Origin of the sequence: Rhizobium pisi (assembly GCF_003938655.1) — a bacterium.
Classification (GTDB): domain Bacteria; phylum Pseudomonadota; class Alphaproteobacteria; order Rhizobiales; family Rhizobiaceae; genus Rhizobium; species Rhizobium pisi.
In genome coordinates, this window is sequence record NZ_RJJT01000008.1 from 234,316 (window position 1) to 261,249 (window position 26,934).

26 protein-coding genes and 1 pseudogene are annotated in these 26,934 nt (G+C 61.2%); 12 read left to right on the forward strand and 15 right to left on the reverse strand.

Annotated elements, in window-relative coordinates; genetic code table 11:
• Window positions 1-18: 18 nt before the first annotated feature.
• From EFD55_RS13505 to EFD55_RS13525, 5 genes are all read left to right on the forward strand, one after another.
• Complete coding sequence (locus EFD55_RS13505; RefSeq protein WP_125845555.1) at window positions 19-999, forward strand: ABC transporter permease; 981 nt, start codon at window positions 19-21, stop codon at window positions 997-999.
• Window positions 999-1,901, forward strand: a complete 903-nt coding sequence (locus EFD55_RS13510) for an ABC transporter permease (protein WP_125845556.1) — start codon at window positions 999-1,001, stop codon at window positions 1,899-1,901. The genes EFD55_RS13505 and EFD55_RS13510 overlap by 1 nt, the downstream gene beginning before the upstream one ends.
• The gene (locus EFD55_RS13515; protein WP_125845557.1) at window positions 1,898-2,713 is read left to right on the forward strand and encodes an ABC transporter ATP-binding protein; all 816 of its coding nucleotides are present in this window, start codon (window positions 1,898-1,900) and stop codon (window positions 2,711-2,713) included. Before EFD55_RS13510 ends, EFD55_RS13515 begins: the two co-directional genes overlap by 4 nt.
• Complete coding sequence (locus EFD55_RS13520) at window positions 2,710-3,630, forward strand: ABC transporter ATP-binding protein (protein WP_125845558.1); 921 nt, start codon at window positions 2,710-2,712, stop codon at window positions 3,628-3,630. Before EFD55_RS13515 ends, EFD55_RS13520 begins: the two co-directional genes overlap by 4 nt.
• A gap of 79 nt (window positions 3,631-3,709) precedes the next feature.
• The gene (locus EFD55_RS13525; RefSeq protein ID WP_125845559.1) at window positions 3,710-5,731 is read left to right on the forward strand and encodes a beta-N-acetylhexosaminidase; all 2,022 of its coding nucleotides are present in this window, start codon (window positions 3,710-3,712) and stop codon (window positions 5,729-5,731) included.
• Between the two features lie 100 nt (window positions 5,732-5,831).
• Here the strand turns inward: EFD55_RS13525 and EFD55_RS13530 are convergent, their stop codons facing one another.
• On the reverse strand, window positions 5,832-6,293 hold the full coding sequence (locus EFD55_RS13530; protein WP_125845560.1) for a winged helix-turn-helix transcriptional regulator: 462 nt from the start codon (window positions 6,291-6,293) through the stop codon (window positions 5,832-5,834).
• Window positions 6,294-6,382: 89 nt separating this feature from the next.
• Here EFD55_RS13530 and EFD55_RS13535 point away from each other — a divergent pair, with 89 nt between their 5' ends.
• Together EFD55_RS13535 and EFD55_RS13540 are read left to right on the forward strand one after the other, a co-directional pair.
• Window positions 6,383-7,198 carry an oxidoreductase gene (locus tag EFD55_RS13535; protein WP_125845561.1) on the forward strand — a complete coding sequence of 272 codons (816 nt, stop codon included), beginning with the start codon at window positions 6,383-6,385 and terminating at the stop codon, window positions 7,196-7,198.
• A gap of 49 nt (window positions 7,199-7,247) precedes the next feature.
• A complete protein-coding gene (locus EFD55_RS13540) occupies window positions 7,248-8,249 on the forward strand; it encodes an NADP-dependent oxidoreductase (protein ID WP_125845562.1) in 1,002 nt (333 codons plus the stop codon).
• Between the two features lie 137 nt (window positions 8,250-8,386).
• Here the strand turns inward: EFD55_RS13540 and EFD55_RS13545 are convergent, their stop codons facing one another.
• A complete protein-coding gene (locus EFD55_RS13545) occupies window positions 8,387-9,247 on the reverse strand; it encodes a helix-turn-helix domain-containing protein (protein WP_483475641.1) in 861 nt (286 codons plus the stop codon).
• Window positions 9,248-9,401: 154 nt separating this feature from the next.
• On the opposite strand from EFD55_RS13545, the gene EFD55_RS13550 reads away from it, so the two are divergent.
• Window positions 9,402-10,310, forward strand: a complete 909-nt coding sequence (locus tag EFD55_RS13550; protein ID WP_125845563.1) for a DMT family transporter — start codon at window positions 9,402-9,404, stop codon at window positions 10,308-10,310.
• A gap of 59 nt (window positions 10,311-10,369) precedes the next feature.
• On the opposite strand, the gene EFD55_RS13555 is transcribed toward EFD55_RS13550, so the two are convergent.
• From EFD55_RS13555 to EFD55_RS13575, 5 genes are all read right to left on the reverse strand, one after another.
• Window positions 10,370-11,572, reverse strand: coding sequence for an ROK family transcriptional regulator (locus EFD55_RS13555; RefSeq protein ID WP_125845564.1), 1,203 nt, complete (start codon window positions 11,570-11,572; stop codon window positions 10,370-10,372).
• Between the two features lie 63 nt (window positions 11,573-11,635).
• Complete coding sequence (locus EFD55_RS13560; protein ID WP_125845565.1) at window positions 11,636-12,868, reverse strand: MFS transporter; 1,233 nt, start codon at window positions 12,866-12,868, stop codon at window positions 11,636-11,638.
• 65 nt (window positions 12,869-12,933) lie between these two features.
• Window positions 12,934-13,710 carry an SDR family oxidoreductase gene (locus tag EFD55_RS13565; protein WP_125845566.1) on the reverse strand — a complete coding sequence of 259 codons (777 nt, stop codon included), beginning with the start codon at window positions 13,708-13,710 and terminating at the stop codon, window positions 12,934-12,936.
• A gap of 25 nt (window positions 13,711-13,735) precedes the next feature.
• Window positions 13,736-14,599, reverse strand: a complete 864-nt coding sequence (locus EFD55_RS13570; RefSeq protein WP_125845567.1) for a MurR/RpiR family transcriptional regulator — start codon at window positions 14,597-14,599, stop codon at window positions 13,736-13,738.
• A gap of 21 nt (window positions 14,600-14,620) precedes the next feature.
• The gene (locus EFD55_RS13575; protein ID WP_125845568.1) at window positions 14,621-15,010 is read right to left on the reverse strand and encodes a RidA family protein; all 390 of its coding nucleotides are present in this window, start codon (window positions 15,008-15,010) and stop codon (window positions 14,621-14,623) included.
• Between the two features lie 111 nt (window positions 15,011-15,121).
• Between EFD55_RS13575 and EFD55_RS13580 the strand changes: the two genes are divergently transcribed.
• From EFD55_RS13580 to EFD55_RS13590, 3 genes are read left to right on the forward strand one after another with little or no spacing between them, the layout of a single operon-like run.
• Window positions 15,122-15,604: a hypothetical protein gene (locus EFD55_RS13580; RefSeq protein WP_125845569.1), complete on the forward strand. Its 483-nt coding sequence runs from the start codon at window positions 15,122-15,124 to the stop codon at window positions 15,602-15,604.
• Window positions 15,605-15,634: 30 nt separating this feature from the next.
• Window positions 15,635-17,110 carry a M81 family metallopeptidase gene (locus EFD55_RS13585; RefSeq protein ID WP_125845570.1) on the forward strand — a complete coding sequence of 492 codons (1,476 nt, stop codon included), beginning with the start codon at window positions 15,635-15,637 and terminating at the stop codon, window positions 17,108-17,110.
• Entirely contained in the window at window positions 17,111-18,211 is a 1,101-nt protein-coding gene (locus tag EFD55_RS13590; protein WP_125845571.1) for a D-TA family PLP-dependent enzyme, read from the forward strand. It begins immediately after the preceding gene.
• An 80-nt stretch (window positions 18,212-18,291) separates the two neighbouring features.
• On the opposite strand, the gene EFD55_RS13595 is transcribed toward EFD55_RS13590, so the two are convergent.
• From EFD55_RS13595 to EFD55_RS13620, 6 genes and pseudogenes are all read right to left on the reverse strand, one after another.
• Window positions 18,292-18,723 carry a P-loop nucleotide/nucleoside kinase family protein gene (locus EFD55_RS13595; protein WP_125845572.1) on the reverse strand — a complete coding sequence of 144 codons (432 nt, stop codon included), beginning with the start codon at window positions 18,721-18,723 and terminating at the stop codon, window positions 18,292-18,294.
• Window positions 18,724-19,021: 298 nt separating this feature from the next.
• Window positions 19,022-20,155 (reverse strand): annotated as a pseudogene (locus EFD55_RS13600) (ABC transporter ATP-binding protein).
• Window positions 20,156-20,351: 196 nt separating this feature from the next.
• The gene (locus tag EFD55_RS13605; protein ID WP_125845609.1) at window positions 20,352-21,557 is read right to left on the reverse strand and encodes an ABC transporter substrate-binding protein; all 1,206 of its coding nucleotides are present in this window, start codon (window positions 21,555-21,557) and stop codon (window positions 20,352-20,354) included.
• 72 nt (window positions 21,558-21,629) lie between these two features.
• Window positions 21,630-22,487, reverse strand: a complete 858-nt coding sequence (locus EFD55_RS13610; RefSeq protein WP_125845573.1) for a carbohydrate ABC transporter permease — start codon at window positions 22,485-22,487, stop codon at window positions 21,630-21,632.
• Window positions 22,484-23,368: a carbohydrate ABC transporter permease gene (locus EFD55_RS13615; RefSeq protein ID WP_125845574.1), complete on the reverse strand. Its 885-nt coding sequence runs from the start codon at window positions 23,366-23,368 to the stop codon at window positions 22,484-22,486. Before EFD55_RS13615 ends, EFD55_RS13610 begins: the two co-directional genes overlap by 4 nt.
• Before the next feature lie 13 nt (window positions 23,369-23,381).
• Entirely contained in the window at window positions 23,382-24,539 is a 1,158-nt protein-coding gene (locus EFD55_RS13620; RefSeq protein ID WP_125845575.1) for a Gfo/Idh/MocA family protein, read from the reverse strand.
• A gap of 330 nt (window positions 24,540-24,869) precedes the next feature.
• On the opposite strand from EFD55_RS13620, the gene yghX reads away from it, so the two are divergent.
• Entirely contained in the window at window positions 24,870-25,757 is an 888-nt protein-coding gene (gene yghX, locus EFD55_RS13625; RefSeq protein ID WP_125845576.1) for a YghX family hydrolase, read from the forward strand.
• Window positions 25,758-25,820: 63 nt separating this feature from the next.
• Here the strand turns inward: yghX and EFD55_RS13630 are convergent, their stop codons facing one another.
• Both EFD55_RS13630 and EFD55_RS13635 read right to left on the reverse strand, forming a co-directional pair.
• A complete protein-coding gene (locus EFD55_RS13630; RefSeq protein ID WP_125845577.1) occupies window positions 25,821-26,261 on the reverse strand; it encodes a DMT family transporter in 441 nt (146 codons plus the stop codon).
• Complete coding sequence (locus EFD55_RS13635) at window positions 26,258-26,743, reverse strand: DMT family transporter (protein WP_125845578.1); 486 nt, start codon at window positions 26,741-26,743, stop codon at window positions 26,258-26,260. Before EFD55_RS13635 ends, EFD55_RS13630 begins: the two co-directional genes overlap by 4 nt.
• Between the last annotated feature and the right edge of the window lie 191 nt (window positions 26,744-26,934).

Below are 26,934 nucleotides of genomic sequence, written 5' to 3' on the forward strand. Positions count from 1 at the left end.
TCTGACGAGGGAGCGGAAATGCGCGTTTCGAGCCGGCGCCTTGGCGTCTATGCGGTCGCCCTGGCGTTCGCCATCGTCGTGAACTTCATTCTTCCCCGGCTCATGCCGGGGAGCCCGGTCGATGCCATGGTCGCCCAGCTCGGTCCACGGGCGACGCCGGCCGCGGTCGAGGCGATCAAGGCGCGCTTCGGCGCGGTCGACCAGCCGATGCTCTGGCAATTCGTCGATTACCTCAAGGGGCTTGCTACCTTGGATCTCGGCGTCTCGGTCAAATATTATCCCCAGACCGTCGTCCAGGTTCTCGGCCGTTCGACGCTCTGGACGGTCTTCCTCGTCACGACCGCGATCGTCTTTTCGCTCTGCGTCGGCGTCGTGCTGGGCGCGGTTTCGGCCTGGCGCCGCGGCGGGCGTTTCGACACGATTGTCTCGCCGCTCTCGGTGATCATGATATCGGTGCCGCCGGTCATCGTGGCGCTGACGACGCTTTTCGTCTTCGCAGTGTCGTTGCGCTGGTTTCCGGTGGGCTACGCTTACGATCCGAACCTCGATCCCTCATTCAATTTCACATTCGTTGGCAGCGTGTTCATCCATGCGATCCTGCCGGTCCTGACGCTTTCACCGTTCCTGATCGGCGAATTCCAGACGACGATGCGCTCGTCGATGATCTCGGTGCTCGGCGAGGACTATGTGACCATGGGCCGCGCCAAGGGGCTCAGCCACCTCACAGTCATGTTCAGCTACGGCGCGCGCAACGCCATGCTTCCCGTGCTGACCAACCTGGCGCTGATGCTCGGCGCCGTCTTCGGCGGCTCGATCGTCACCGAGATCGTCTTCAACTATCCCGGCTTGGGATTGACCCTCTATACCGCAAGCATCGCCCGCGATTATCCCGTCATCCAGGGACAGTTGCTGCTGATGACACTCGCGACCCTCGGCGCCAATTTCCTCGTCGACATCATCTACGGGCTCGTCGATCCCAGATTGCGGGAGGCCGTTTAATGAGCTTCACGCCGTGGCCTATCCTCAAGCAGAAGAAGGCGCTCGCCGGTCTCATCATCATTGCCGTCCTGTGGCTGATGGCACTATTTGCGCCGGTGATCGCGCCCGGCGAGCCCGGCGCGCGCGTTGGCCGCTCGCATCAGCCTCCGTCAATCGAACATGTCATGGGCACCACCAAGATGGGGCGGGATGTCTATCGCCAGTTCGTCTGGGGCGCCCGCAGCTCTCTGTCCGTCGGTTTCGCCACGGGGATCGCCATCACCGTTCTCGGCACCGCGATCGGCCTTGTCGCCGGCTATGCCGGAGGCAGGACGGATGCCGTGCTCGATCTTGCGACGAATGCCGTGCTGGTCGTCCCGAACATGCCGCTTCTGATTCTGCTCGCCTCCTTTGCCGGTACGGTGGGACCGATGACGATCATGACGATCATCGCGCTGACCTCCTGGCCCTGGGGCGCCCGCATGACGCGTTCGCAGACAATGGCGTTGCGCAATCGCGATTTCGTCACGGCCTCCAAGATGATCGGAGAACCGGCCTGGCGCCTCATCTTCGTGGAAATCCTGCCGAACCTGACGACGCTGATCGGGATCAACCTCGTCGGCAGCATCATCTACGCAATCGTCGCCCAGACGACGCTCGAATATCTCGGCTTCGGCGATCCGCTGAAAGTCTCCTGGGGCACCATGCTCTACAATGCCCAGAATTCCTCGGCGATCATGGTCGGCGCGTGGTGGGACATCGGGGTACCAGCGCTCGGCATCGCGGTGACGGGGCTCGGCCTTGCGCTTTTGAATTTCACCTTCGACGAGATCGCCAACCCGCAGCTTCGCTCCGGCCCGGCGCTGACGCGCTGGTTCCGCCTCACCCGCGCCCGCAACAGGGAACTGGAGCTCGGCCGATGAGCGACAATCTTCTTGAGATCGAAAAGCTCAATGTCGACTATCTCGTCGACAAGGGAGAATTCCGCGCCGTCAAGGACGTCTCCTTCCATATCGGCCGCGGCGAGATCTTCGGGCTTGCCGGGGAATCCGGCTGCGGCAAGAGCACGATCGCTTATGCCATCACGCGTCTTTCCAAGGCGCCCGCCTGGATCAGCGGCGGCAGCATCCGGCTTACCGGACAGGATCTCCTGAGGCTGCCGGAACGCGAGCTGCAGAAAATCCGCTGGAAGCGCATCGGCATGGTCTTCCAGAGCGCGATGAATTCGCTCAATCCGCTGATGCGGGTCGAGGCGCAATTCCATGACGTTCTGCGCCGGCACACCGGTTGTTCGCATGAGGAATCCAGAGCCCGGGCCGAGGAGATGTTCCGCCTCGTCGGCATTCCCACGCATCGCATCGGCGATTATCCGCACCAATTCTCCGGCGGCATGCGCCAGCGCATCGTCATCGCGATCTGCCTGGCGCTAAGACCGGAACTCATCATCATGGACGAGCCGACGACGGCGCTCGACGTGGTCGTGCAGCGGGAGATCCTCGAACAGGTCGTCGATCTGCAGCGGAGCTATGGTTTCTCGGTGCTCTTCATCACCCATGACCTGCATCTGATGGCGCAGCTCTGCCAGCGCATCGGTGTCATGCTGAAGGGTGAACTCGTCGAAGTGGGGGACGTTCGCCAGGTCGCCCAGGCGCCGCGGCACGAATATACCAAGAAGCTCTGGAATGCCATTCCACAGCTTCCCGGCAATCCGCATCTATCGGGAGTCGTGGCATGAAAGCGGAGGCAAGTCCGGTCGTCGCCGAAGCCGTGATCCGGCTTGAGGACATCACGCGCAATTTCGGTCCGGTGCGCGCGCTGAAAGGCGTATCCTTCTCACTCGTTCCCGGTCGGGCATTGGCGCTCGTCGGTGAATCCGGCTGCGGCAAGACGACCTGCGCCCGCATCATCGCCCGGTTGGACAAACCGACGGGCGGCAGGCTGTTTTTCCGCGGGCAGGAACTCCGCGGCGAAGCGAAGGACGAGCATCGGTACCGCCGGGAGGTGCAGATGGTCTTCCAGGATCCGTTCTCCTCGCTCAATCCGGCCTTCACGGTCAGCCATCATCTGGCGCGGCCTCTGCAACTGCATCGACAGAGCGGCTCCGGGGCGGATCTTGCCGGAGAGATTGCCCGCCTGCTGGCAAGCGTCGGGCTGGAGCCTGATCTGACCCGGCAGAAATTCCCGCATGAACTTTCGGGCGGGCAGCGCCAGCGCGTCAACATCGCCCGTGCGCTTGCCGTCGCACCCAGCGTGCTGGTCGCCGACGAACCGACCTCGATGCTCGATGTCTCTATCCGCAAGGATATTCTCGATCTGCTCGCCAGAGTGAAACGCGAGAACGATCTCGCCATGCTCTACATTACCCACGACATCGCGACGGCAGCGCATGTGGCCGAGGAGATCGTCGTCATGTTCGCCGGCCAGATGGTCGAATGGGGCGACACCGATACGGTTCTCTCCGATCCCCGCCATCCCTATACGCGGCTATTGCTTTCCGCCGTTCCCGACGGCAGCCGGCCGTTCGTGACGGGTGGGAGCGCGCGTTTCCTCGAACAGGCGGAAAAGGTACGCTCGCTGTGCCGTCCTGAATCGATCGTCATCGAACAGGTCGGCCCCAATCATTTCATACGCGCGCTCGGCGTTCCCGGTTGAAGGATGCCGGAATGCTCAAGACCTGATTTTCAAAAGCCCGATCGTCAAAAGGGCCGATCTTCAAAAGGAAAGAGTGACCATGTCCACACCGCGACCAAAAGCCTTGCGGCTTGAAACCCTTTGGAACCCGCCGGCCGACGGCAAGGAATTTTCCTATGTGCTGCGCCTCAAGAACCTCAGCGCCGAGCCGCTTTCGAATTTCTCCCTCTGCGTGAGCGGCCCGGGCCGCGTCGATCCCGCCGGGCGGGTCGAAGGCGCCAGCGTCTCGCAGCGGCTGTCGAATTTCACCGAATTCCGGCCTCCCGCCAATTTCGTTCTCGGCGCCGGCGAGACCTGGACGATATCGGTCTATGCGCTCAGCTGGCAGTTCCGCCACTGGACGGACGGCGCGACGAGCGCCTATTTGGCACTCTCCGACGGCAGCACCATCGTTCTCTCCATCGAGCCGACGCGATCCTCAGTCAGCAACGCGCCGCTGAAGCGTGGTGCCGAAATCTATCCCGTTCCCGCCAATGCGCCGGTTCAGGTGTCGATCGTTCCCTGGCCGAACCGCGTGGCGGTCGCCTCGCGCCGGCCGTTGCCGGCCGGTTTTGTGCCGCAGGCGCAGAGCGCCGAAGGGGAGGCCGCAGTCCGAAGCTTCGCGGCCCTGGTGGATCATCTCTTCGCCGTCGAAGGCATCGTGCGGGACGAAGCGGAAGGCGCTGTTCGGGTTACCCTGAAAGATGCCGCCGGCTTCACTCCGGAAGCCTACCGGCTGAGCTTCGACGAAGAAACGATCGCGATCGAGGCGAGCAGCCGGACCGGCTTCCTCTACGGTCTCGTGACACTTGGCCAGATCTGGCGCGGGGCAAGGCTGCATCCTGGGGTCTTCCAGTTTCCCGGCTCCGGCGAGATCGTCGACGAGCCGTCGATGGGCTGGCGCGGGCTGCATCTCGATGTCGCCCGCCAGTTCTATGCCGCGGCCGAAGTCAAAAAGCTGATTGCGGTGCTTGCCTGGAACAAGCTCAACCGCTTCCACTGGCATCTTTCCGATGACGAAGCCTGGCGCGTGGAAATCGAGGCCTATCCAGCACTGACGGAGATCGGCGCCTGGCGCGGCCACGGCCTTGCCGTTCCGCCGCTCTTGGGCTCGAGCCCGGCCCGGACGGGCGGTTATTACACCAAGGCCGCCATCCGCGACATCGTCGCCTACGCAAAAGGCCTCGGCGTGGAGATCGTGCCGGAGATCGACATGCCCGGCCATTGCTACGCCATGCAGAAGGCCATACCGGAGCTGCGCGATCCTGATGAAATCGGCAGCTACTATTCAGTGCAGGGCTTTCCCGACAATTGCATCAATCCTGCCCGTGAAAAGACTTACGAGGTCGTCGAGACGATCCTTTCCGAGCTTATCGAACTTTTTCCGTTCAAGACCATTCATCTCGGCGCCGACGAAGTGCCTCTCGGCGCATGGTCGGGCTCGCCGGAAGCGCTCACCCGCCTGCGCGCCGTCGCCGGCGACGAAGTTGCCGATGCGCATGCCAACCGGCTGAACGTCGTGACCAATACCCACGGCGCCGACGACATTCACGGCTCGGGCGCCGCCATCCTGCAGGCGGAGTTCCTGAACCGCGTCCAGCGCTTCCTTGCAAGCAAGGGCTGTGTCACCGGCGGCTGGGAAGAGGCAGCCCACGGCGACGTCATCGACAAGGCGAAGAGCTATCTCTGCAGCTGGCGCAATGTCGAGGTCTCGGCCGAGCTCGCCGAGCGCGGCTACGACATGGTCGTCTGCCCCGGGCAGGTCTATTACCTCGACATGGCACTCAGGCCCAACTGGGATGAACCCGGCGCCAGCTGGGCAGGAACCTCCGACGCGGAAAAACTCTACAATTTCGACCCGGTCGGCGGTTGGACGGCGGCGCAGAAACAGAAGCTCCTCGGTATCCAGGCCTGCATCTGGTCTGAACCGATGACGGATCGCGCCGTTTTTGACCGCCTCGTCTTCCCGCGCCTTTCGGCCCTTGCCGAAACGGGCTGGACGAAGCCTTCCTCCAAGTCGTGGGAGCGTTTCAAGGCGCTCGCAGGGCTGATGCCGCTGCTCTACGGGCTGCAGGAGTCGTAAGACTTTGATTTGAGTATCATCCCTGCCATCGCCGAAGGCGGTGATGGCAAGGATACTCAGTCGCTTTAAGCTGTCCCGCCAAACAGGCCCGCACCCGGAGTCAGTCCTGCTGATCCTGCGGCGGGGCGGCGCATCCGGGTTCGGCGATCCGTATGGGGCGGGTGCCCACAGGAGCGCCGGTCGCGCGGTCGATGGTCACGGGATCGATCTCGGTTCCGGTCTCGGCGTCGAAGAAGCGGGTGACTTCACCACCGCCGCGATGCTTGCGGCCCCAGGCGCCGATCGCAAACAGAACCGGCAGAAAGTCGCGGCCAGCCTCCGTCAGTACATATTCGTCGCGCGGCGGGCGCTCGGAATAGCGGCGTTTTTCCAATAGCCCTTCCTCGGTCAGCGATGACAGCCGCCCCGTCAGCATCGTCGGGGCGATGCCGAGGCTTTTTCGGAAATCATCGAAGCGGGTCAGCCCCGCATGGGCGTCGCGCATGATCAGCATGCTCCACGCATCGCCCACGAGCGCCAGGCTGCGGGCGATCAGACAGGGTTGGTCCGAAAGATTCTTCATGTCGATATCTTTTTAGTAGTGACTCGCTATCAATTTGATAGTAACAGAATGCGCATAGATGTTCCATGCCAAAACGAAGGCAGATATTGATGAGCAAGAGAGAACGCGGCATTGCCCTGGTCACCGGGGCTTCATCCGGCATTGGGCTGGTGACGGCGAAAGCGCTGCGGCGCGATGGTTACCGTGTGTTCGGCACCAGCCGAAAGCCGATGCCGGACACCGCCGATGGAATCACCATGCTGGTCTGCGACGTCATCGACGATCAATCCGTGCAGGGCGCCGTCGACGAGGTTCTCAAACGCACGGGACGGATCGACCTTCTCGTCAACAATGCCGGGATCGGCCTGCTCGGCGGCGCCGAGGAATCGACGACGGCACAAGCCAAAGCCGTATTCGACGTCAACGTCTTCGGCACCGTACGGATGACGAATGCGGTGCTGCCGGTGATGCGACGGCAGCGCAGCGGCCGGATCATCAACCTGAGCTCGATCCTCGGGCTGATCCCGGCGCCCTTCAACGCGCTTTACGCCGCGACCAAGCACGCGATCGAAGGCTATTCGGAATCCCTCGACCATGAAGTGCGCACGCAAGGCATCCGCGTCGTGCTCGTCGAACCTGGCGTCACCCGCACCTCCTTCGAGGAGAACATCACGCGGCCGGACCGGCCGCTCGCCGTCTACGATGCGGTACGTGCCGACGCCGAAAAGCTGATGCGTGAAATCGTCTCGAAGGGCGATGCACCCGAAGTGGTTGCCGCAACTGTCGTCCGAGCCGCCAATGCGCCATCGCCGAAGAGACGCTACACGGCCGGAAAAGCCGCAGGACAGGTCCGCTTCATCCGCCGCTTCCTGCCCGAGTCCTTCGTCGACAGGAACCTCCGGAAATTCAACAAGCTTCCCGACTGAGCCTGCCCTGTCGCTGCGCCGGCTCACCACAGAAACGAAAGTTCGTCCCATGAAAGCATTCCTGATCGATCGCTACAAGAAAGGCGGCGCCCTCAGGCTCGGCCACAGCCCCGAACCGCAACTGCGTGAAAACGACGTGATGGTCGAGATCCATGCCGCCAGTGTGAACCTGCTGGATGCCAAGATCCGGGATGGGGAATTCAAGCTCATTCTGCCCTATCGGCTTCCCCTGGTGCTCGGCAATGATGTCGCGGGCGTCGTGGTCCGGGTCGGAGCGAATGTCCGGCAGTTCAAGCCGGGCGACGAGGTCTACGCGCGGCCTGGCCAGGATCGCATCGGGACGTTCGCCGAGTATATCGCCATCGATGCGGCCGATGTCGCACTGAAGCCCGCCAAACTCAACATGGAAGAGGCCGCATCGATTCCGTTGGTGGCGCTGACCGCATGGCAGGTTTTGGTCGAGCGTGCCAAATTGAAGAAGGGACAGAGGATACTGATCCATGCGGGCTCCGGCGGCGTCGGCACGGTCGCGATCCAGCTTGCCAAACATCTCGGCGCCCATGTGGCGACGACCACGAGCACTGTGAACATCGATCTGGTGAAAAGCCTCGGCGCCGACGTGGTGGTCGACTACAAGAAGGACGACTTCGAAAAGGTGCTGAAGGGCTATGATGTCGTGTTGAACAGCCTGGGCAAGGACACGCTGGAGAAATCGCTCGCCGTTCTGAAGCCGGGCGGCAAGCTGATCTCGATATCCGGTCCGCCCGACCCCGATTTCGCCAGGGAGAATGGCTCGGGCTGGCTGCTGCAGCAAGTCATGCGCCTTTTGAGCTTCGGCATCAGGCGGAAAGCGAAACGCCGGGGGATCGGCTATTCTTTCCTCTTCATGACCGCAAACGGCGCTCAGCTCGGCAAGATCACCTCGCTGATCGAGGCAGGCGCCATCCGCCCCGTCATCGACCGGGCCTTCCAATTCGAGAAGACCAATGAGGCGCTGGACTATGTGGAAAGGGGACGCGCGAAAGGCAAGGTCGTCATCGCGGTGAAGTGAGGTCTGGAAGTCCGAAGAGCCCTCAGTTTAGCCGAGCGGCTTTTGCAGGTGTCGAGGCGCGGATTGGTTTTAGAGATCAAGACTGCCGTCTCGTCCCGCCCACAACGAACAAACGCTTATCGAGCGAAGGCACTTCATTATCGTTGCCGGTAGACAGAGGGTGTGACGCCTGTGCCCAGCTTGAATGCCCGTGTCATGTGGCTCTGGCTGCTGAAGCCGCAGGCGGAAGCGATCTCTGCGATTGAGTCCGTGCCGCACAACATCGATTTGGCGCGTTCGACACGCCGGTGGGCCACCCAGCCATGCGGGGACACGCCATAGCTTGCCCGGAACATCCGCTGAAAATGAAAGGCGCTGAGCTGCCCGATCGCCGCCAGATCCTGCAAGCGGATTGTCTCATCGAGATGGGCCTCGATATATTCCAGACTCCGGCGCCGCACATGAGGGGCGAGCCCGCCCGTGATCGCGCAGGGACGCATCCCTCCATAACGCGGATCAACGAAGAAATCGTTGATCGTCTGTGTCATCGCTTCCTCGGCCTGCAGATGACCGCCCGCCACCATCGCTTTCGTCATCTGCCGAAGCCTGCGCGCCAAGGCGGGTGCCTCTGCGAAGGTCACTTCGGGAAGAGCCATAAGCCGGGCATCGCGGTCAAACGTCTCCGCAAACATCCGGCGCATCTGATCATCGGGAACATACAGATGGGCGAATTGGGAGAATTCGGTGATTTCCCATTCGGACGAATGCTCCTGTGGCATGATGCACAGGACTCCCGGACGGCCGCGCGCGGCGGGGTTGCCATCTAGACGACGCGTTCCAGCGCCGCCCCTGAGATAAAGACTGAACGTGTGACCGTTCGGCCGCTGATAGCTCATCCTGTCGTGTGCATTGCTCCAGATAGCAGCTGATCGCCCGAACCCCAAATCGATGGACTGCGACATCCGCGCGGTGGGAGATGCGGACAAAAATCTGAAAACCGAGGGGTGACTATATTTCACCAATTCTTCCCCACACCTGACCATGCCGTGCGAACAATACCGGCGGACAACCCTCATGGCGAGCCGGAAGTCCGGGCAGATCGATTTCATAGCAAGAATCTGCAAGAGGCCTGCTCACGGTTCGCCTATTGGTCGGGAAAACGAGGATCACTCCATGGCAAATGCCGCTCTCTTCATCGCGACCGTCCTCATATGGGGGACGACCTGGATCGCCATTGCGATGCAGGTCGGTCCCGTACCGGTCTTGGTCTCGGTCTTTTACAGATTTGCGGTCGCGGCAGTAATCCTCGTCGCCATTCTGGCTGTCATGCGGCGGCTCAAGCTCCCAGCCTTGCGCGATCAGCCTTTCATCCTTGCGCAAGCGCTCTGCCTGTTCAGCCTCAATTTCATCTGCTTCTACAACGCAGCCGCCTCTATCCCGTCCGGGCTGATCTCCGTGATCTTCTCGCTCGCAACGATCTACAATGCCGTCAATGCGCGTCTCTTCTTCGGCGACCGCATTACAGGCCGCACGCTTCTCGCAGCCGCGCTCGGAGCAACCGGCCTTCTCCTGCTTTTCGGACAGGATGTTGTCGTCGATTTCGATATGGGCACGTTGAAAGGGATCGGGCTCGCAGCGCTTGGCACGCTGTTCTTCTCGCTGGGCAATATGGCATCGCGTCGAAACAGCGCGGCCGGAATCTCACCGCTGACCGCCAATGCCTGGGGGATGACCTATGGCGCGATCATCCTCCTCTTCCTCATTGCCGTGACGAAAACGCCGATCGTGGCGCCGCCCGACATCACCTATCTTGCCGCCCTGATCTATCTCGCGGCGATCGGATCGGTGATCGGCTTCACCACCTATCTCATGCTGGTGTCGCGCATCGGCTCCTCACGTGCTGCCTATGCCACCGTCCTGTTCCCGATCGTCGCCCTCTCGCTATCGACTGTTTTCGAGGGGTACCATTGGAGCGGTCTAGGTCTGATCGGCCTGGCGCTGACGCTTCTCGGGAACGTGGTCATCTTTGCCCGACCTCTGGCCCGTCGCCCGCAAGCCGATGCGGGGCTGTCTGCCTCCTGAGAGGCAACATCTTCTTTTCGAGCGGAGTTAGGACGGTGACGTGACCCGTGAGCCGCGGCTCAGCCGAGCGGCTTTTGCAGAACGTCAAAGCGCGGATTGGTTTCGGAAAAGATCGGCAGGGCGGCGGCGCCAAGGATGGCCGTATCCTTGCCGGTCATGCCGATCATGACGCGAGGAATGGTCCGCTTCTGGCTGGGGTCGATCGGGATGTGGAGCGGCTCCAGCCGCTCCGCGAGCCGCTGCATCAGGGGTGTCGATATGCTGCCACCGAGCACGATGGTCTGTGGATCGAAGGCCAGTTCCAGAAAGTCGACGGTCTGCCGCAACGGCTGGACGGCCTGATCGAGCCAGGCGTCCAGACCTTCGCCGCCCTTGACGACCAGCGCATCGAGATCGTCAGGCGAAAGCTCCTCGGCATTCGCAATGCCCATGAATTCGTAGGCGACCGTCAGCGAGATGTAGCGGTCCAGGCAGCCGCGCTTGCCGCAGCTGCAGAGCTTGCCATGCGGCTCGACGATGATGTGCCCGATCTCGCCGGCATTGTTGCGGCTGCCCTTGTAGAGGTGGCCATCGAGGAACATTCCGGCACCGATGCCGCCGCCGCCCGCGAGGAAGAGATAGACGAAGCTGGCAAAACCGCGGGCGACGCCGTGAAGGCGCTCGCCGATTGCTGCCGCCGTCGCATCGTTCTCGACGAGCACCGGCACCTTCACCCGCTGTTCCAGCTCTTGCCCGACAGGAAAGCCCTGCCAGCCTGGCAGGTTAAGCGGACTGAGGGAGGTGGTGCCACCGTCGGCATAGCGGCCGGGCAGGGCCATTCCGACGCCGAGCAGCCTGTTTCGGTCGAATACGAAGGCCTGTTGAAGATCTTCGACGATGGATTGCAGCACCGGCATGGCCCGTTGCGGATCGGGGTGCTCGATGTGGCGCTCGATACGTGCGCAAACGCCGCCGGAAAGATCCGTCAGGACTCCGCTGGCGCGCTGCCGTCCGAGCTCCAGGCCGATCGAATAGGCGCCGTGCGGATTGATGCTGTAGGGAATGATCGGCTGGCCGCGCGCCAGCTTCTGCGCCTTGGCCGCAACCAGAAGGTGCGACCTCTCCAGCTCCTCGACGATGTTGGAGACGGTCTGGGCGGTGAGCGCCGTCATCCGGGCGATCGCGGCGCGCGACAGAGGGCCGTTGGTACGCACCGCCTCGATCACCACACGCCGGTTGTGAAACTTGGCCTGCTCGAGATTCGTGCCGGAGATCGCCTTCATGTCGCCTTCAAAGGAAATGGTGCATCACCCTTGTCACAAGACGAACGCCGAAGAAAGCTACATTCATCGTTGCGCCTCATTTGCCGATACGTCGGCTCGGCGGACATTGCGTCTCTGCAGGAAGCCAAGAATCGTGATCCCGGACAGGCCCGCAACGGCGCTCAGAATGGCGGTTCCGGAATAACCCGTCATGAACGTGCCGCCGGCAAAGATCAGCGCGCCGATACCGGCACTCGCAAAGATATTGACGGAGATGAGCGCACTGCCGAGGCCCGGCCGGTCGGCGATGAGATCCTGCAGATAGGTGATCGGAATGCTGATGATCGCCGCCGCGCCGATCCCGGCGATCAAGGTGAGCGCGTAGAGGTGCCACGGCTCAGAGGCAAAGCCGAGAAGGCTGAGGAACACGGCGTAAATGATCGTGCCGGCGGCAAGCGCCGTCATCTGGCCGGTCTTCCGCGCAATGCGCGACCAGACGATGATGAAGACGACCTCCAGCAAGGCGACGATGCCGACGAGAATGCCGACGTCGCTCAACGCCCCATGCGCCGCGCCGGTGGCAATCAGCGGCAGAAGGGCGTCGTTGAGATGAAGCGTGCTGGTGATGAGCGCCACGCCGCAGATATGCGCCGAAATCCGCGGCGAAACCACCTGGCGAAGGGCGCCGAGATAGCTGAGATGGTGAATCGCGGCCATCTCCTTTGCTGCCCGTCTTGGCAGGGCGAAGACGATGATGCCCTGGCATATCAGGCACGAGATGCCTGCAAAGAGGTAGGCCGGCAGCATGCTCGACCCACCCGAGAGCACAAGACCTGTAATACCGGGGATCAGCACCCAGGAGAGCGAGATCATGGCGCGCACGCCGGAGTTGGCCGTCACCATCTCGCTTAGGCTCATGCCATGCATCGCCGCGCGCGCATTGGCAAAGAGCAGCGAGTTCAACGCCCCGTAGATGGGCAGGGGCAGCAATCCGCTGATGATGAAGACGGCCGCTGTAGGAAAGGCGTAGACTATGCCGTAACCGACGATGCCGAAGAGGCATGCGCCGATCATCGTCGACCGGTACTCGCCGAGGCGATCGGCGAGATTGCCGAGCAGGATGCTGATGACGACGTTCACCGCCGCCGAGACGAAACTCAGAGAGGAATAAAGGCCGTCGCTCAACCCCAGTTCACGGATGCCGATGACCGAACGGTAGGGTGCGGTCATCGCCCCCGCCATTCCAAAGGTGAAAATGGCGATCATGCTGGCGCGGATCGCCGGATTGCGGAAGACGTCGGGAAAAAGGCGGCTCATGCGGTCAATCAATCGTCAGGGAAATTGGCAAGAGCGGCCGGGACGGGCAAGTCCTGCAATGATTTTCAGTAATGTTCCGATTGGGAGAAGGTCCGCGCAAGTTCGGCCTGGCCGGCCGTGAGGCCGCAGTCGACGGGCAGGCAGACGCCTGTAATAGCTGCGGCCAGCGGCCCGGCAAGAAAGGCCACGGCATTCGCAACGTCCTTGGGATCGACGACGCGCTGCAGCGGATACCAGCGGCGCGCCTCCTCGAAAACGTTCGGATTGGCGGCGGCGCGCGCTTCCCAGGCCTGCGTCTTCACCGTGCCGGGCGCAACGGCATTGGAGCGGATGCCGAACTTCCCGTATTCCACGGCGACCAGCCGGGTGAAGTGCAGCAAGCCCGCCTTGGCGGCGCTATAGGCCGGGTGTCCGAAGACATGCAGGCCGTTGACCGAGGCGATGTTGACGACGGACCCCTTCGAAGCCTTCAGCATGGGTTCGAAGGCACGGAAACATAAGAATGCCGCTTCGAGATTGAGCGCATTGTCTGCTCGCCAGATCTCAGGCGTCGTGTCGTGCAGGCTGGTCGCGCGGGCAGCACCGGCATTGTTGACGAGGGTTCGGACCACGCCGACATCCGCGGCGCGTTTCGCCAATTCGGCAATGCTCGCCTCGCTGGTCACATCACACCCGACGGCCACGAAGCAATTGTCCGGTCCGAGTTTCGAAGCCACGGCGGCTGCGGCCGTCACATCTATGTCGGCAAGCAGCACAACATCATGGTCATCGGCGAGCCGGGCGGCAATCGCCGCGCCGATATCGCCTGCAGCGCCCGTCACGATGGCTGCCGATTGGGTCATTTGCTGTCGCTCCCGTTCATGAGATTCAATCTCCAAGCAATTGTCGGTCGTCACCGTCCCGGTGAATGACGAGCTGCTGCTTGATGCGCCGAAGCGTGGTCGTCGCCTTTGGCTGAACGGCGTAGGCGACCAGGCTCGACAAGATATCGACCGTCGCGATGTAGGCGATGCGCGTGGAGGTCGGGCGATAGATGTTGTTGCCTTCCGGAAGATCGATCGGCACGACGATTTCGGCGGCCTTGGCTACAGGGCTTGCCGTCTGGGTCAGAGCGATCGTCTTTACCTTGGTGTTGCGGGCCAGCTCGAAGGCTCGCACCAGCTCCATATTGCGCCCGGAGAAGGACGAGCCGATCAGCACGTCGCCCGGCCTTGCCGCGGCGGCCATCATCAGCTGCATGCTGTGGTCGGAGCTTGCCGTGATGCGCAGCCCGAGGCGGAAGAGGCGGTTCTGAAGCTCGTCGGCAATCATCGACGAATTGCCGCCGGAGCCGAAGGCGTAGATCATGTCGGCCTTGGCGATATGCGAGACAGCCGCTTCGATCGCAGCAAGATCGAGCGAACGGTGCAGGAGAAAGAGCGCGTTCTGCGCCTTGGTGATGATATCCTGGGCGACATCGGCCGGATCGGTGCTCTTCGATTCCGGTTTCAGATAGCGCACGCCGATATGGGCGGTCCGGGCGAGTTGCACCTTGAAGTCGGAAAAGCTCTCGCAGCCCAGGCGGCGGCAAAAGCGCGTGACGGTCGGCGGCGAAACCTCGGCCCGTTCCGCAAGCTCGATGATCGAGGCATTCACGGCAAATTCGAAGTCGTTGACGATGATCTCCGCGATGCGGCTCTCGGAGGGAGAGAGCCGGCCCTTGTCTTCTTGCAATGTCGAAAAGATATCCAAACCCGTCCCCCCGATGGCTCTTTATACATCCTTCTTCTTATAGGCCACACAGTCGATCTCAACCTTGCAATCGACCATCATCGATGATTGCACACAGGCGCGTGCCGGCGGATGTTCGCCGAAATACTCCTGATAGATCTTGTTGAAAGTCCAGAAGTCGCGCGGATCATCCAGCCAGACGCCGACGCGCACGACATCCTCGACGCCGTATCCGGCCTCCTCGAGGATCGCCAGAACATTGGCGATCGTCTTGTGGGTCTGGGCGATGATGTTGCCGTCGATGATCTCGCCATCTTCCATTGCAACCTGCCCGGAAACATAGAGCCATCCGTCAGCTTCGACGGCGCGCGCGAAAGGCAGCGCCTTGCCGCCGGCGCCCGTTTGAACAGTGCCATAGCGCTTGATAGGCATTCTCAAGTCCTTGCAAATTATTTTCTTGATAAGTTGACAAGTGACCATAGAAAGCAGAATTTGACCAGTGAGAAACGTGTTTTATGAAAAGAATTTCAATCCGGGGCTGACATGCGCGATCCCTTCAAGAATCCTTTCCCGTCCGACAGCGCCCGCCACGCCATCTGGGAAATGCTCGTTCCCCGCGATATCGATGCCTTTCTGGCCGCCGATTGGTCGATGGTGGAGCATGACTTCGTGGAAGAAGGTTTCATCGGCATCGACGGCCGGAAGGAAGTCAGCCCCGACAAGTGGCGCCTGGCTTTCCCGACACTTTCGGCCTATCGCCAGGAATGGCTGAGGCAGGCCAAGGATTTCGCCGAACAGAGTTTCGCCGAAGATGCCCGCACGGCGATTTTCACCACGACGACGCTGGAGGATATCGAGATCGAAGGCGACACGGCGCTCGTCCGCAAGAAATTCGACGGCGGCATCACCAAGAGCGACAATACCCGGGACGTCCTGCAGTGGCAGACGCTCTATTATTGCAGGCTTCACGAGGGACGCTGGAAGATCTCAGGTTTCACCGGCTACCTGCCGAACCCGATGGGTTGACGCGGAGCCGACAACACGAAGGCCACTTTCTTGCGCATTTTCACGGCAGCACTGGCGACCGAGACCAATACATTCTCTCCGATCTGCGTGGATCGCCGCGCATTCGAAGCCTCGCTTTATGCTCCGCCCGGCCAGCATCCCGAAACGCCGACGCTCTGCACCGCGCCGATCACCGTCGGAAGGCGCGTCACTGCTGAAAAGGGCTGGGAGCTGATCGAGGGAACGGCCACCTGGGCCGACCCCGCAGGCCTCGTCAACCGGGCGACCTACGAGGAATTGCGTGACGAAATCCTCGGCCAGCTCAGCGCGGCAATGCCTGTCGATGCCGTCGTCATGGGCCTGCATGGCGCCATGGTGGCAGCCGGATACGAGGATACGGAAGGCGATCTTCTCTCGCGCATGCGCGAGATCGTCGGACCCGACGTTCTCATTTGCGCCGAACTCGATCCGCACAGCCACTTGACCGCAAAGCGCGTCGCAGCACTCGACTTCGCCGTCTATTTCAAGGAATTTCCGCATACGGATTTCGTCGATCGCGCCGAGGATCTCTGGCGCATCGCGGTCGAAACGCTCGAGGGTCGGGTCAAGCCTGATATATCGGTGTTCGACTGCCGGATGATCGATGTCTTCCCGACATCGCGCGAGCCCATGCGCTCCTTCGTCGACAAGATCATGCGGATTGAAAAGGACGATCCTGACATTCTGTCGATCTCGGTGATCCACGGCTTCATGGTTGGCGACGTTCCCGAAATGGGAACGAAGCTGCTTGTCGTAACCGACGACAAGCCGGAAAAAGGCGCCGCATTGGCGCGCGAACTCGGCTTGGAACTCTTCTCCAAGCGCGGCACCTTCATGGTCCCGCAAATCGACGAGAAGGAAGCCGTTGCGCGCGCGATCGCGGCAACCGCATGGCCTGTCGTCGTCGCCGATGTCTGGGACAATCCGGGTGGCGGCACGGCGGGTGATGCGACCGTCATTCTCGGGGAACTCATGGCGCGGGGTGTTACGAGCGCCGCGATCGGCACCATCTGGGATCCGGTGGCCGTGCAGATCTGTTTTGCGGCAGGCGAGGGGGCAGACATTCCGCTGCGCTTCGGCGCCAAGTCGGCGCCCGGCACCGGCAATCCCGTCGACGGCACCGTGAAGGTCGTCAAGCTGGTGAAGAATGCCGAAATGCAGTTCGGCGAGAGCCTCGCACCTTTCGGCGATGCCGCGCATATCGTGCTCAACGGCATCGACATCATCCTCAACTCGACGCGCGCCCAGAGCTTCGACCCGAGCCTCTTTTCGGTGATGGGCATCGATCCCGTGAGGCAGAAGATCCTGGTGATCAAATCCACCAATCACTTCTTCGCGTCCTTCTCGAAGATTGCGGCGGAGATCCTTTACTGCTCGGCTGGAACGCCGTATCCCAATAATCCGGCGACGACGGCTTACCGGCGGGCGCCAAAGACCATCTGGCCGATCGTGGCCGATCCACATGGGATAGCACGCGGAGCCGCCTAGATGCATGATGTCAGCTTTGCCGTTGTCGCCAAGGCGGGTGACAGGATCGCCGATCTCTCGACACCGCGCCCTGTCATCGACGAAGACCGGCTGGCTGCAAACATCAGCCGCGTCCAGTCCTATATGGATCAACACGGGCTGAACTTCCGCCCGCATATCAAGACACACAAGATTCCCGCCCTGGCCGTCGCGCAGGTCGCCGCAGGCGCCAGGGGCATCAATTGCCAGAAGGTCACGGAAGCCGAGGTCTTTGCCGAGGCCGGCTTCGGAGACATCCTCATCACTTTCAATATCCTCGGACAGCAGAAGCTCGACCGCCTGGCCAAACTGAATGAGAAGACCTCGGCCCTCAAGGTCGTCGCAGACAGCGAAGTGACGGTCGACGGCCTCGCCGCGCATTTTTCCGGCCATAAGCCGCTTATGGTGCTTGTCGAATGCGATACCGGCGCCGGCCGCTGCGGCGTGCAGACGCCGGAGGAGGCAGTTGCGCTCGCCAAACGCATCGCCGCCGCCGACGGGCTCACCTTCGGCGGCATCGTGACCTATCCGAAGCCGCAATCGGCCGCCACCGTGGAAGCCTTCATCGCCGAAACGGTGAGCCGCCTGAAATCGGAAGGCATTGCCTGCCCGATCGTCAGCAATGGCGGAACGCCAAGCCTTTTCGAGGCGCATCTCGTCACGTCGGCCACGGAACACCGCGCCGGCACCTATATCTACAACGATCGCCAGATGGTGCGCATGGGCCATTGCACCGAGGATGATTGCGCCATGCATGTGCTGGCGACCGTCGTGTCACGGCCGAATGCCGACCGCGCCGTCATCGATGCCGGATCGAAGGCGCTGACCTCGGATCTTCAAGGCTTCAGCGACTACGGGCTGATCGTCGGTTATCCCCAAGCACGCATCACCAGCCTCTCGGAAGAACACGGCGTGATCGACCTGTCGAACTGCACCGGCCCCCGGCCTCAGATCGGCGAGAAGCTCTTCATCATCCCGAACCACACCTGCGTGGTATCAAACCTCTTCGATACGATGGTCTTCCATCGGGGCGGTGTCGTGACCCGCGTTGAGAAGGTCGCGGCCCGCGGCCTTGTCTGGTAGGGGCCGGTTCCCGGTTGAGGGCGAAATGACACTGATCGCCGAAGGCACCCAGACTGAGGATACCCTGGCGCTGTGGTGTGTCATGTAAGGCCGGTGATGGCTGGATGGGTTTGCTGATCGTAGAGCGCCAACTCCTCGGCAGTCGGCGGCTCGAACAGCTTCGACCACCTAAGCAGGTCCGCCCACGAGATATCGAACGTGCCGACTGGAAGCTCGGCGTTTCGTCGGGAGACCCGGTCCCAAAGCTCATCGAAGGGAACGTCGAGGAAGCAGAGGACGACGCGGGCACCAACTGCGCGAGCTTCGTCCCGGCAGGCGTCGCGCTCTGCCCGTGACCACACTCCCCAATCTATGACAACGTTACACTGAAGCTTGATGGCACGCATAGCGATCTGCCATTGCAGGTTCTCGACTCTACCTCGGCACGGGCCAGTTTCGGCTTCTGGAGTAGAGATGGCGAGCGACGTCTTCCCTGAACCGGGAAGACCGCAAGTGAGGTAGAGCGTGGGCATTGAAAATCTCTGATTTTGGCTTGGCAAGTGGAAGTGGCCCCGCGTGTCGTGCAGGGCTGCGCTTTGCTCAATGCCGCTAGGCGCGGCCAATCAGAGGTGTGTTGCCATAGTCTATCTTGTAGGACCGGTCTGCTCAGGGGTCAAGACGGAGCGCATGGGTGAGCTCACAGAGATTGTCCAGCGACGTTCGTTAACTGAAAATCACCCCGAACGCCTGCCGGCGGGCGGTCGTCGTTGCTTGGGGTGTCATTCGCCCCGACTCCCGACAGGACGAACCGCCGACACTGAGCCAGTCGGTTCAAACTGCCGTCGGATTGATCACGTTCATATCGATTTCCGTCAGTTCGACGCGCCGCTCGAAGGCAATGCCCGCCTCGTCGAAGAGATGGCAATCGGCGGCATTGATGCCGGTCGAAACAGGTGCATCCGGACGGATGCCGACACTGCCCGGCAGCATGGCGCAGAAATTCTCGGCTTCGCCGTTGAGCGAGGCGTAAGCGACCGTATTTGCCCCGAGGCGCTCGATGACCGTCGGCGTCACGGTAAAGACGATATCGCCGCCGCCGAGTTGAATATGCTCCGGCCGGATGCCGAGCGTCAAAGGCTTGCCGACCATGCCGTCACGCGGTGTCACCGGCAAAACCGCCGTCTGACCTTGATAATCCACCTCGACGCCATCGGCGCTGACGCCCTTGCAGGTCACCGGAAGAAAATTCATTTTCGGATTGCCGATGAAGCCGGCGACGAATTGGTTCGCGGGTTTGTGATAAAGCTCCAGCGGCGCGCCCGTCTGGGAAATATTGCCGGCGTCAAGCACGACGATGCGGTCGGCCATCGTCATGGCCTCGACCTGGTCGTGGGTCACATAGATCATCGTCGCCTTCAACTGCCGGTGCAGCTTGGCGAGCTCGATGCGCATGTCGGCGCGCAGCGCAGCATCCAGATTGGAGAGCGGCTCGTCGAACAGGAATATCTTCGGTTCGCGCACGATGGCGCGGCCGATCGCGACACGCTGGCGCTGGCCGCCGGAAAGCATGCCGGGTTTCTGCTGCAGCCGTTGTTCGAGGTGCAGGATGCGCGCTGCATTTTCGACCTTGGCCTAGAGCTTTGCCTCTACCATCTTTTCGACGCGAAGCGGGAAGGCGATGTTCTCGAAAACAGTCATGTGCGGATAGAGCGCGTAGGACTGGAATACCATGGCGATGCCGCGCTTGACGGGCGGCAGGTCGTTGACCCTGATGCCATTGATGACGATGTCGCCCGCCGTCGTCGCGTCGAGACCGGCGATCATACGCAAGAGGGTGGACTTGCCGCAGCCGGACGGGCCGACGAAGACGACGAACTCGCCATTCCTCACTTCGAGCTGCACGCCCTTCAGGACTTCATAGTCGCCGTAGAACTTCTGAACTTTGTTGAGAAGAAGCTGTCCCAAAAATCTGTCTCCGCCGGCGACCTGTGTCGCACGCTCGATCATCGTTCCCGCATAATTCCTCAAGTCGGATTCGATTTAAGGAATTATGCAGCAATTCAAAGTGTTACAGCGTTCTACGCATCTGAACAGACACGCGGCGCCGTAGGGGAGGGATCGCGGATTGTTGCCTCCGCGATCCCGAAGAGCCGAAGCAGGCTTACTTGAAGGCCTCGATTTCGCCGGCAGCCTTCTTGAGCGCGGCCTCAGGCTCGGCCTTGCCAGTCACCACGGACTGGATCATCTCGATCACCGAATTCTGGAAGCCCTTGTAGTCGGTGAAGAGCGGCTCGGGACCGCCGTAGCTGATACCGTCGATCAGCGGCTTCCAGTAGGGATCCTTGGCGACGAATTCGTCGACCTTAGCCGAAGGACGCAGCGGGGTAAGGCCGGCGCCGCCCTGCAATTCGTATTCCGACTGGACCTCCGGCGAGGTGATGAACTTGGCGAATTCCGTCGCCTTGTCCTCGACCCCGGAACCCTTGAAGATTGCAAGGCTGTCGGTGATCAGGAGCGTGCCGGGACCCTTGGCGTCGGGGCCGAGCGGCAGCGTCGTGATGCCCCAGCTGATCGTCGTCTTCTTCAGACGATCGGCCGCACCCGAGCCTGCCTGGATCATGGCGACCTTGCCGTCGAGGAAGATGGCGCGGACTTCGTTCTGCTCGTAGGCGGTCGGGCCTTCTTCGGCATAGGCCGAAATATCCTTATAGGCCTTCAGCGCTGCAAGGATCTGCGGGCTGTCGAGCGTGATCTTGCCGTCGGCATCGGTGACGGCGCCGTTGTTGGTGTAAACCCAATGCATGAACTGGTGCATCGTGTTGTCGAAGGTCTTGGCAGAGAGACCGAAGCCCGGGATGCCGGTCTTTTCCTTGATGGTCTTTGCCATCTGGATTTCTTCGGCCCAGGTCTTCGGCGGCGTCTCGGGGTCGAGGCCGGCCTGCTTGAAGAGATCCTTGTTCCAATAGAGCGCCTTGGTGGAGAAGGCGATCGGAACGCCCCACTGGTTGCCCTCGAAGGTTACCGTGTCGACGATATGAGGATAGTAGCTCTTCTTTTCGTCATCCGTCATCGGCACCGGAACGATGAGATCGTTCTGCGCGAATTCCTTCAGCGTGCGCGAGCCGACATAGGCCATCGCAACAGGCGTGCCGGCGGCTGCGAGCGTCGTTGCCTTGTCCTGGCACTGCGCCCACCCGACGACCTCAGGCGCGACCTTCCAACCTGCGTTCTTTTCTTCCCACTGCTTGATGTATTTGGTGTGGACCGGGTCGATCGTGTCGCCGCAATAGATCCAGCTGATTTCCTTGTCGGCCGCCTGGGCAGTGACCGCAGTCAGTGCCGTTGAACCGAGCAAGGCGAGCGCCATAAGGCCTGTCTTGATGGTAATGCTCACGTCGTGACTCCCATTCTTGTGTTAGCTGTTCACTCGTTTTTGCTCTTATTGTTTCACCGCACCGGCGGTCAGGCCGCCGACGAGGTAGCGCTGAAGGAAGAAGATGACGACCATCGCCGGCGCGATGCCGACGAAGGAAGCTGCCATCAGCTCGTTCCAGATGACCTCCTGCTTGCCGAAGTAAGCAAAGAGCCCCACTGGCAAGGGCATGTATTCTGTCTTCGAGTTGAACGTCAGCGCGAAGATGAATTGCTGGGCGTAGGCGCCGATGAAGGTGGTAATGGCGACGACGATGATCCCCGGCATCGCGATAGGCAGGATGACGCGGCGAAGCGTGTAGAAATGGCTGGCGCCATCCATGTAGGCCGCTTCGTTGAGTTCCTGGGGAATGCGGATCATATAGGTGCGCAGCAGCCAGATCGCCGAAGGGATCAGGAACGCGACACCCGGCACGATCATGGCGAGATAGGTGTTGAGCACGCCCATGCTGCGCATCAACCGGAAGAGCGGGATCAAAAGCACGGCACCGGAAAACATGTTCACCGTCAGGAATGCGCCGAGCAGAATGCCCATGCCCCTGAATTCGAACTTCGCAAAGGCGTAGGCCGCTGGGATGACGAGGCAGAGCACGATCACCGTGACGATGGTCGAGATGAAGAACGAGTTGAAGATATAGCGCGCAAAACCCGGCACGCTGATCCACATCGTCCGATAGGCTTCGAACGAGCCGTTCTCCGGCCAGAAGCGATAGGGCGAGGAGAAGAGCTGGCTGAGGGGCTTCAGCGAAACCAGGAAACCTTCGAAGAAGGGCGCCAGCACGAAGAACAGAAACACGGCGATGCCGCAATAGATCAGGATGATTTCCCACCAGCGGTAGCGATCGATCATGGCCGCATTGCTCATGCGCGCTTCTCCGGATTGAGACGACGGGTGACGCGGAAATAGGCAAAGCAGAAGAGCGACAGGAAGATGCAGATCAAAACGGCGCGCGCCGCCCCTTCACCGTATTTCTTCGAGCCGATTGCGGTCTGATAGGTATCGATGATCATCGTCGTCGTCTCGCCGCTCGGCCCGCCCTGCGTCAGGATCCAGATGATGTCGAACGAGTTGAAGGTGGCGATCAGCGAGAGCATCGACATGGTGATGATGGCGGGGACCATCAGCGGCAGCGTGATGCGGCGGAAGCGGTACCAGCGGCCGGCGCCGTCCGTCCAGGCAGCCTCGTAGAGATCCTTTGGAATGGATTGGATCGCCGCCAGGAAGTAGATCGTCACCAGCGGCACGCCGATCCACACGTCGGTGACGATCGTTGCCCAGAAGGCGGTGCTTCCATAGGCGAGGAAGGCAACCGGACCGTCGACGAGACCGAGACGCTGCAGGACCCCTGATATCATCCCGAACTGGCCGTTATACATCCAGCCCCACATGAAGATGCCGATCGCCATCGGCACGATCCATGGCGGCATGGTCAGCAGCCGGAACAGGGAGCGGCCGGGCACGGCGGCATTCAGCATGGTTGCGCCAAACGTACCGATCACCATTTTCAGGGCGACCGAGAAGAAGGTCCAGATGAAGGTGCGGATGATGACCTCCGCAAACCGTTCATTGAAGATCTTCTCGTAATTGATCCAGCCGACCCATTCCGTGGTCTTCTTCAGCGACGCGTCGGTGAAGGAGAGTATGAACGTATCGACCAGCGGATAGGCGACGATCGCGAGAACATAGAGGACTGCCGGAAGAAGAAGGATCCAGGCGAAGATGATCGTGCTTCTTTGAACACTCATCTTGCCGTCCTCCTCAAGCCGCTTTTGCGTGGAGGGCTTCGTCGAAGCGGTCCCAGACGGGGCGCAGGTCGACGACCGTTTTCTTCATCCTTGCTTCGTCCATCGCGAGCGCCAGAATGCCGGCTTCGAGCGCGTTCAGCGTGGAGACGGGAAGTTCAAGCCCGGTGCGCACGCTTTCGAGCAGGTCGCCCGCCATCTGTTCATCGGCGCCGTAATGCTGGGAGAGCTCCGTGGCGGCGTAGGTGTTTTCGACCACTTTGTTGCCCGTCAGCTGTTCGTGCACGTTGAGGTAGCCACGGACGAAATCGCCTTCGGCCATGCCGCGCGAGCCCATGATGGCGAAACGACGGAACTGGTCGGGCACATTGAGATTGGTATGGAAGTTCATGCCGACGCCATTGGCATATTCGACGATCGCCACCTGATAATCGATGATGTCGGCATCGCTGTCGAAGACCTTGTCCGAACCCATCCATCCGCTCGGCTTGCGATGGAAAAGCTCGAGATCGTTGATGCCTTCGCGCGCCGGGTCATTGGCCGGGATGAAGCTCTTGCGGCCGCCGAAACTGGCGACACGTTCCGGCCGTGCGCCGACGACACCATTATAAAGATCAAGGTCGTGGCAGCACTTCTCCAGCATGAAGCTGCCGGAATAGCGCTCGTATCGGCGCCAGTCGCGCATGAAGAAGGCACCGTGATAAGGCTCGATATGTTCGGACGCCTCGATCGATACGATCTGACCCAGCTTGCCCTCGGCCTGGATAGCGCGCAGATCCCGGTAAAGAGGAGAATAGCGCAGCACGAGACCGACCATCAGCCGCTCATGACCGAATTTCGCCATCAGATGGGCAAGCTCGATGCTTTCTGCGATCGTCGTGACGATCGGCTTTTCGCAGAAGACCTTGAGACCGGCCTGAAGCCCGAGTCTGATATGGTCGAGATGCATGTGATTGGGCGAGCCGATCATCAGGAGATCGAGCTTCTCGGAGGCAAGGAGTTCTTCTGGCGAACCATAGGCTTTGCCGACCGAAATTCCCTTTTCCGTCAATCCGGGAAGTCCGGCGGGATCCGGGTCCACATAGCCTACGATGTCGAAACTGCTGTCGATTGCCTTGAAGACATAGCCGAGATAACCGAGCCGGAATCCTAGCCCTATGATTCCCACTTTCATGCCGATCAGGTTCCCATTTAAGTAATTTATTTTCTTTAAGTTGGGACAAAAAACGAGGGGCGTCAATAGAAAACGGGCCTCAAAGCAGAAGCATGAAATTAATTTTCATAGATCGATAGGCGGCTGTCGATTCCGAGCCTCCAGCTGCCTTCGCCAGCGACAGATGGCGCCGGGCCGCACCTTCAGGCAGAGGACCGGCGGATGCGAGGGGCCAATTGCCCGAGCCTCGATCGCCCCAGCAAGCTCACGCAGAACTCGCGAAATGTTGAAAAGAGTCGCGAGCTTACGTGTGTAGGATGGCCCGAGGACCCGAGGCAAGGAGGAGCCATCATGACCCGTATGACAGCCAAGGATTTCCCTCAGGAACTTCTCGAACTCTACGATTATTACGCACATGGGAAAATCACCAAGCGCGAGTTTCTCGACCGGGCCGGCAAATTCGCCGTCGGCGGCGTGACGGCAGCCGCCATTCTTGCGTCGCTCAGCCCCGATTATGCGCTGGCGACCCAGGTCGAATTCACCGATCCCGATATATCAGCCGAATACATCACCTATCCCTCGCCGAAAGGAAATGGAGATGTGCGCGGCTATCTCGTCCGCCCTGCGAAAGCCGCCGGCAAGGTCGCGGCCGTGGTGGTCGTTCACGAGAACAGGGGCCTTAATCCCTATATCGAAGACGTGGCGCGGCGCGTGGCGAAAGCAGGCTTCATTGCGCTTGCGCCCGACGGCCTCACTTCGGTCGGAGGCTATCCCGGCAATGACGAAAAGGGGCGGGACCTCCAGCAGAAGGTCGATCCGGAAAAGCTGATGAACGACTTCTTCGCGGCGGTGGAGTTCCTGATGCACGGCGACCTCACCACCGGCAAGATCGGCATCACCGGCTTCTGCTACGGCGGCGGCGTTGCCAACGCTGCCGCGGTCGCCTATCCCGAGCTTGCCGCCGCCGTGCCCTTTTACGGCAGGCAGCCGCCCGCCGAGGACGTGCCGAAGATCAAAGCGCCGTTGCTCCTCCATTATGCCGGCCTGGACAAGGGGATCAACGAAGGCTGGCCGGCCTATGAGGCCGCGCTGAAATCAGCTGGAAAAACCTACGAGGCCTATATCTACCCCAACGTCAACCACGGCTTCCACAACGATTCCACGCCACGCTATGACGAAGCGGCAGCCAAGCTCGCCTGGCAGAGAACGATCGACTGGTTCACGAAATATCTCGCCTGAGAAGGCCGCGGCTGAAGATCACACGGCGGGAAGGCGTTCCCGCCGCCCGGCACCGTGGCGCAGCTATTGCGAACCGTCGACCTTGCGTCTTCCCCGACTGACCACCATGCCGCCGACGATAAGAACAATGCCGGCCGCGTTCGCCCAGAACGATGCAGGGACGGCGCGCGCGTAGTCAAACGCCACCCCCGTTACCATCTGCCCGCCGATGATCAGCAGAGCCGAATTGACCGCCCCTATTCGCGCAATCGCCCAACTGCCGGCTGCCACGAAGATAACGCCGATGGGACCGCCCAGATAGATATACCAGGGCGCCTCGGCGGCGCCGGCAGGAAGCAGGCCTCCGACGAAGAGACCGAGGCAGGTAAGGACGACAAAACCTACGGCGTGGTTCCAAAAAGATGCGATCAGCGGCGTCGTGGAGATGCTCAACCGTCCATTGAGCTGACGGCTGAGACCAACGAGCATGCCGCCCAGGCAAGCGAGGAGAACGAAGACCGTCATGCTGCACCTCGCCCGAACAGGATGATGAGCGCAGCCCCCGTGACGACCAAGCCCAGCGCCGCGACGTCTCGTGGATCGGGGCGCCGCTTTTGCAGGCCGAACAGTCCCCAGCTGTCGGCAGCGACGCTGAAAGCGACCTGGCCGGCCAACCCCAAAGCCAAAGTGCCGGAGAGCCCGAGCGGTGAATTGACCGCAGTCGAGGTCAGAATGACCGTTGCCGCGCCGGATATTCCACCGAAATAGGCCCACAAGGGCGCGCCGGCGGCTTTTCCCAGCGTTGGCGTGCCGCGCCGGTGGATCAGCAGGAGAAGAATGATGGCTGCGATGATGCCTGTGCCGTGGGCGGTCCATGACGAGAAGAGGGGATTTCCATAACGCGCCAGTTCCCCATTGAGGTGTACCATGAACGTCAGGAGCCCACCCGTGGCAAAGGCTCCGGCAAAGTAGATCGGATGCGGATTTCGTACTCTTTCGATGGTCATTGGAAGTCCCGTTAAAGAATCGCTTTGCGACGGATATTATTGCCACTAAGGCCATTCATCGGCATTTTCAGCAAGATGATGACCGTCGTCCGTCTGCCTGTTGTCGGCGCCCGACGTCCCGCGTCGCCAAGCAGGGGACTGTCGGCGACCACAAGAAAATACCGCCGGCCATCGTCATCGGCGCGTTTCTG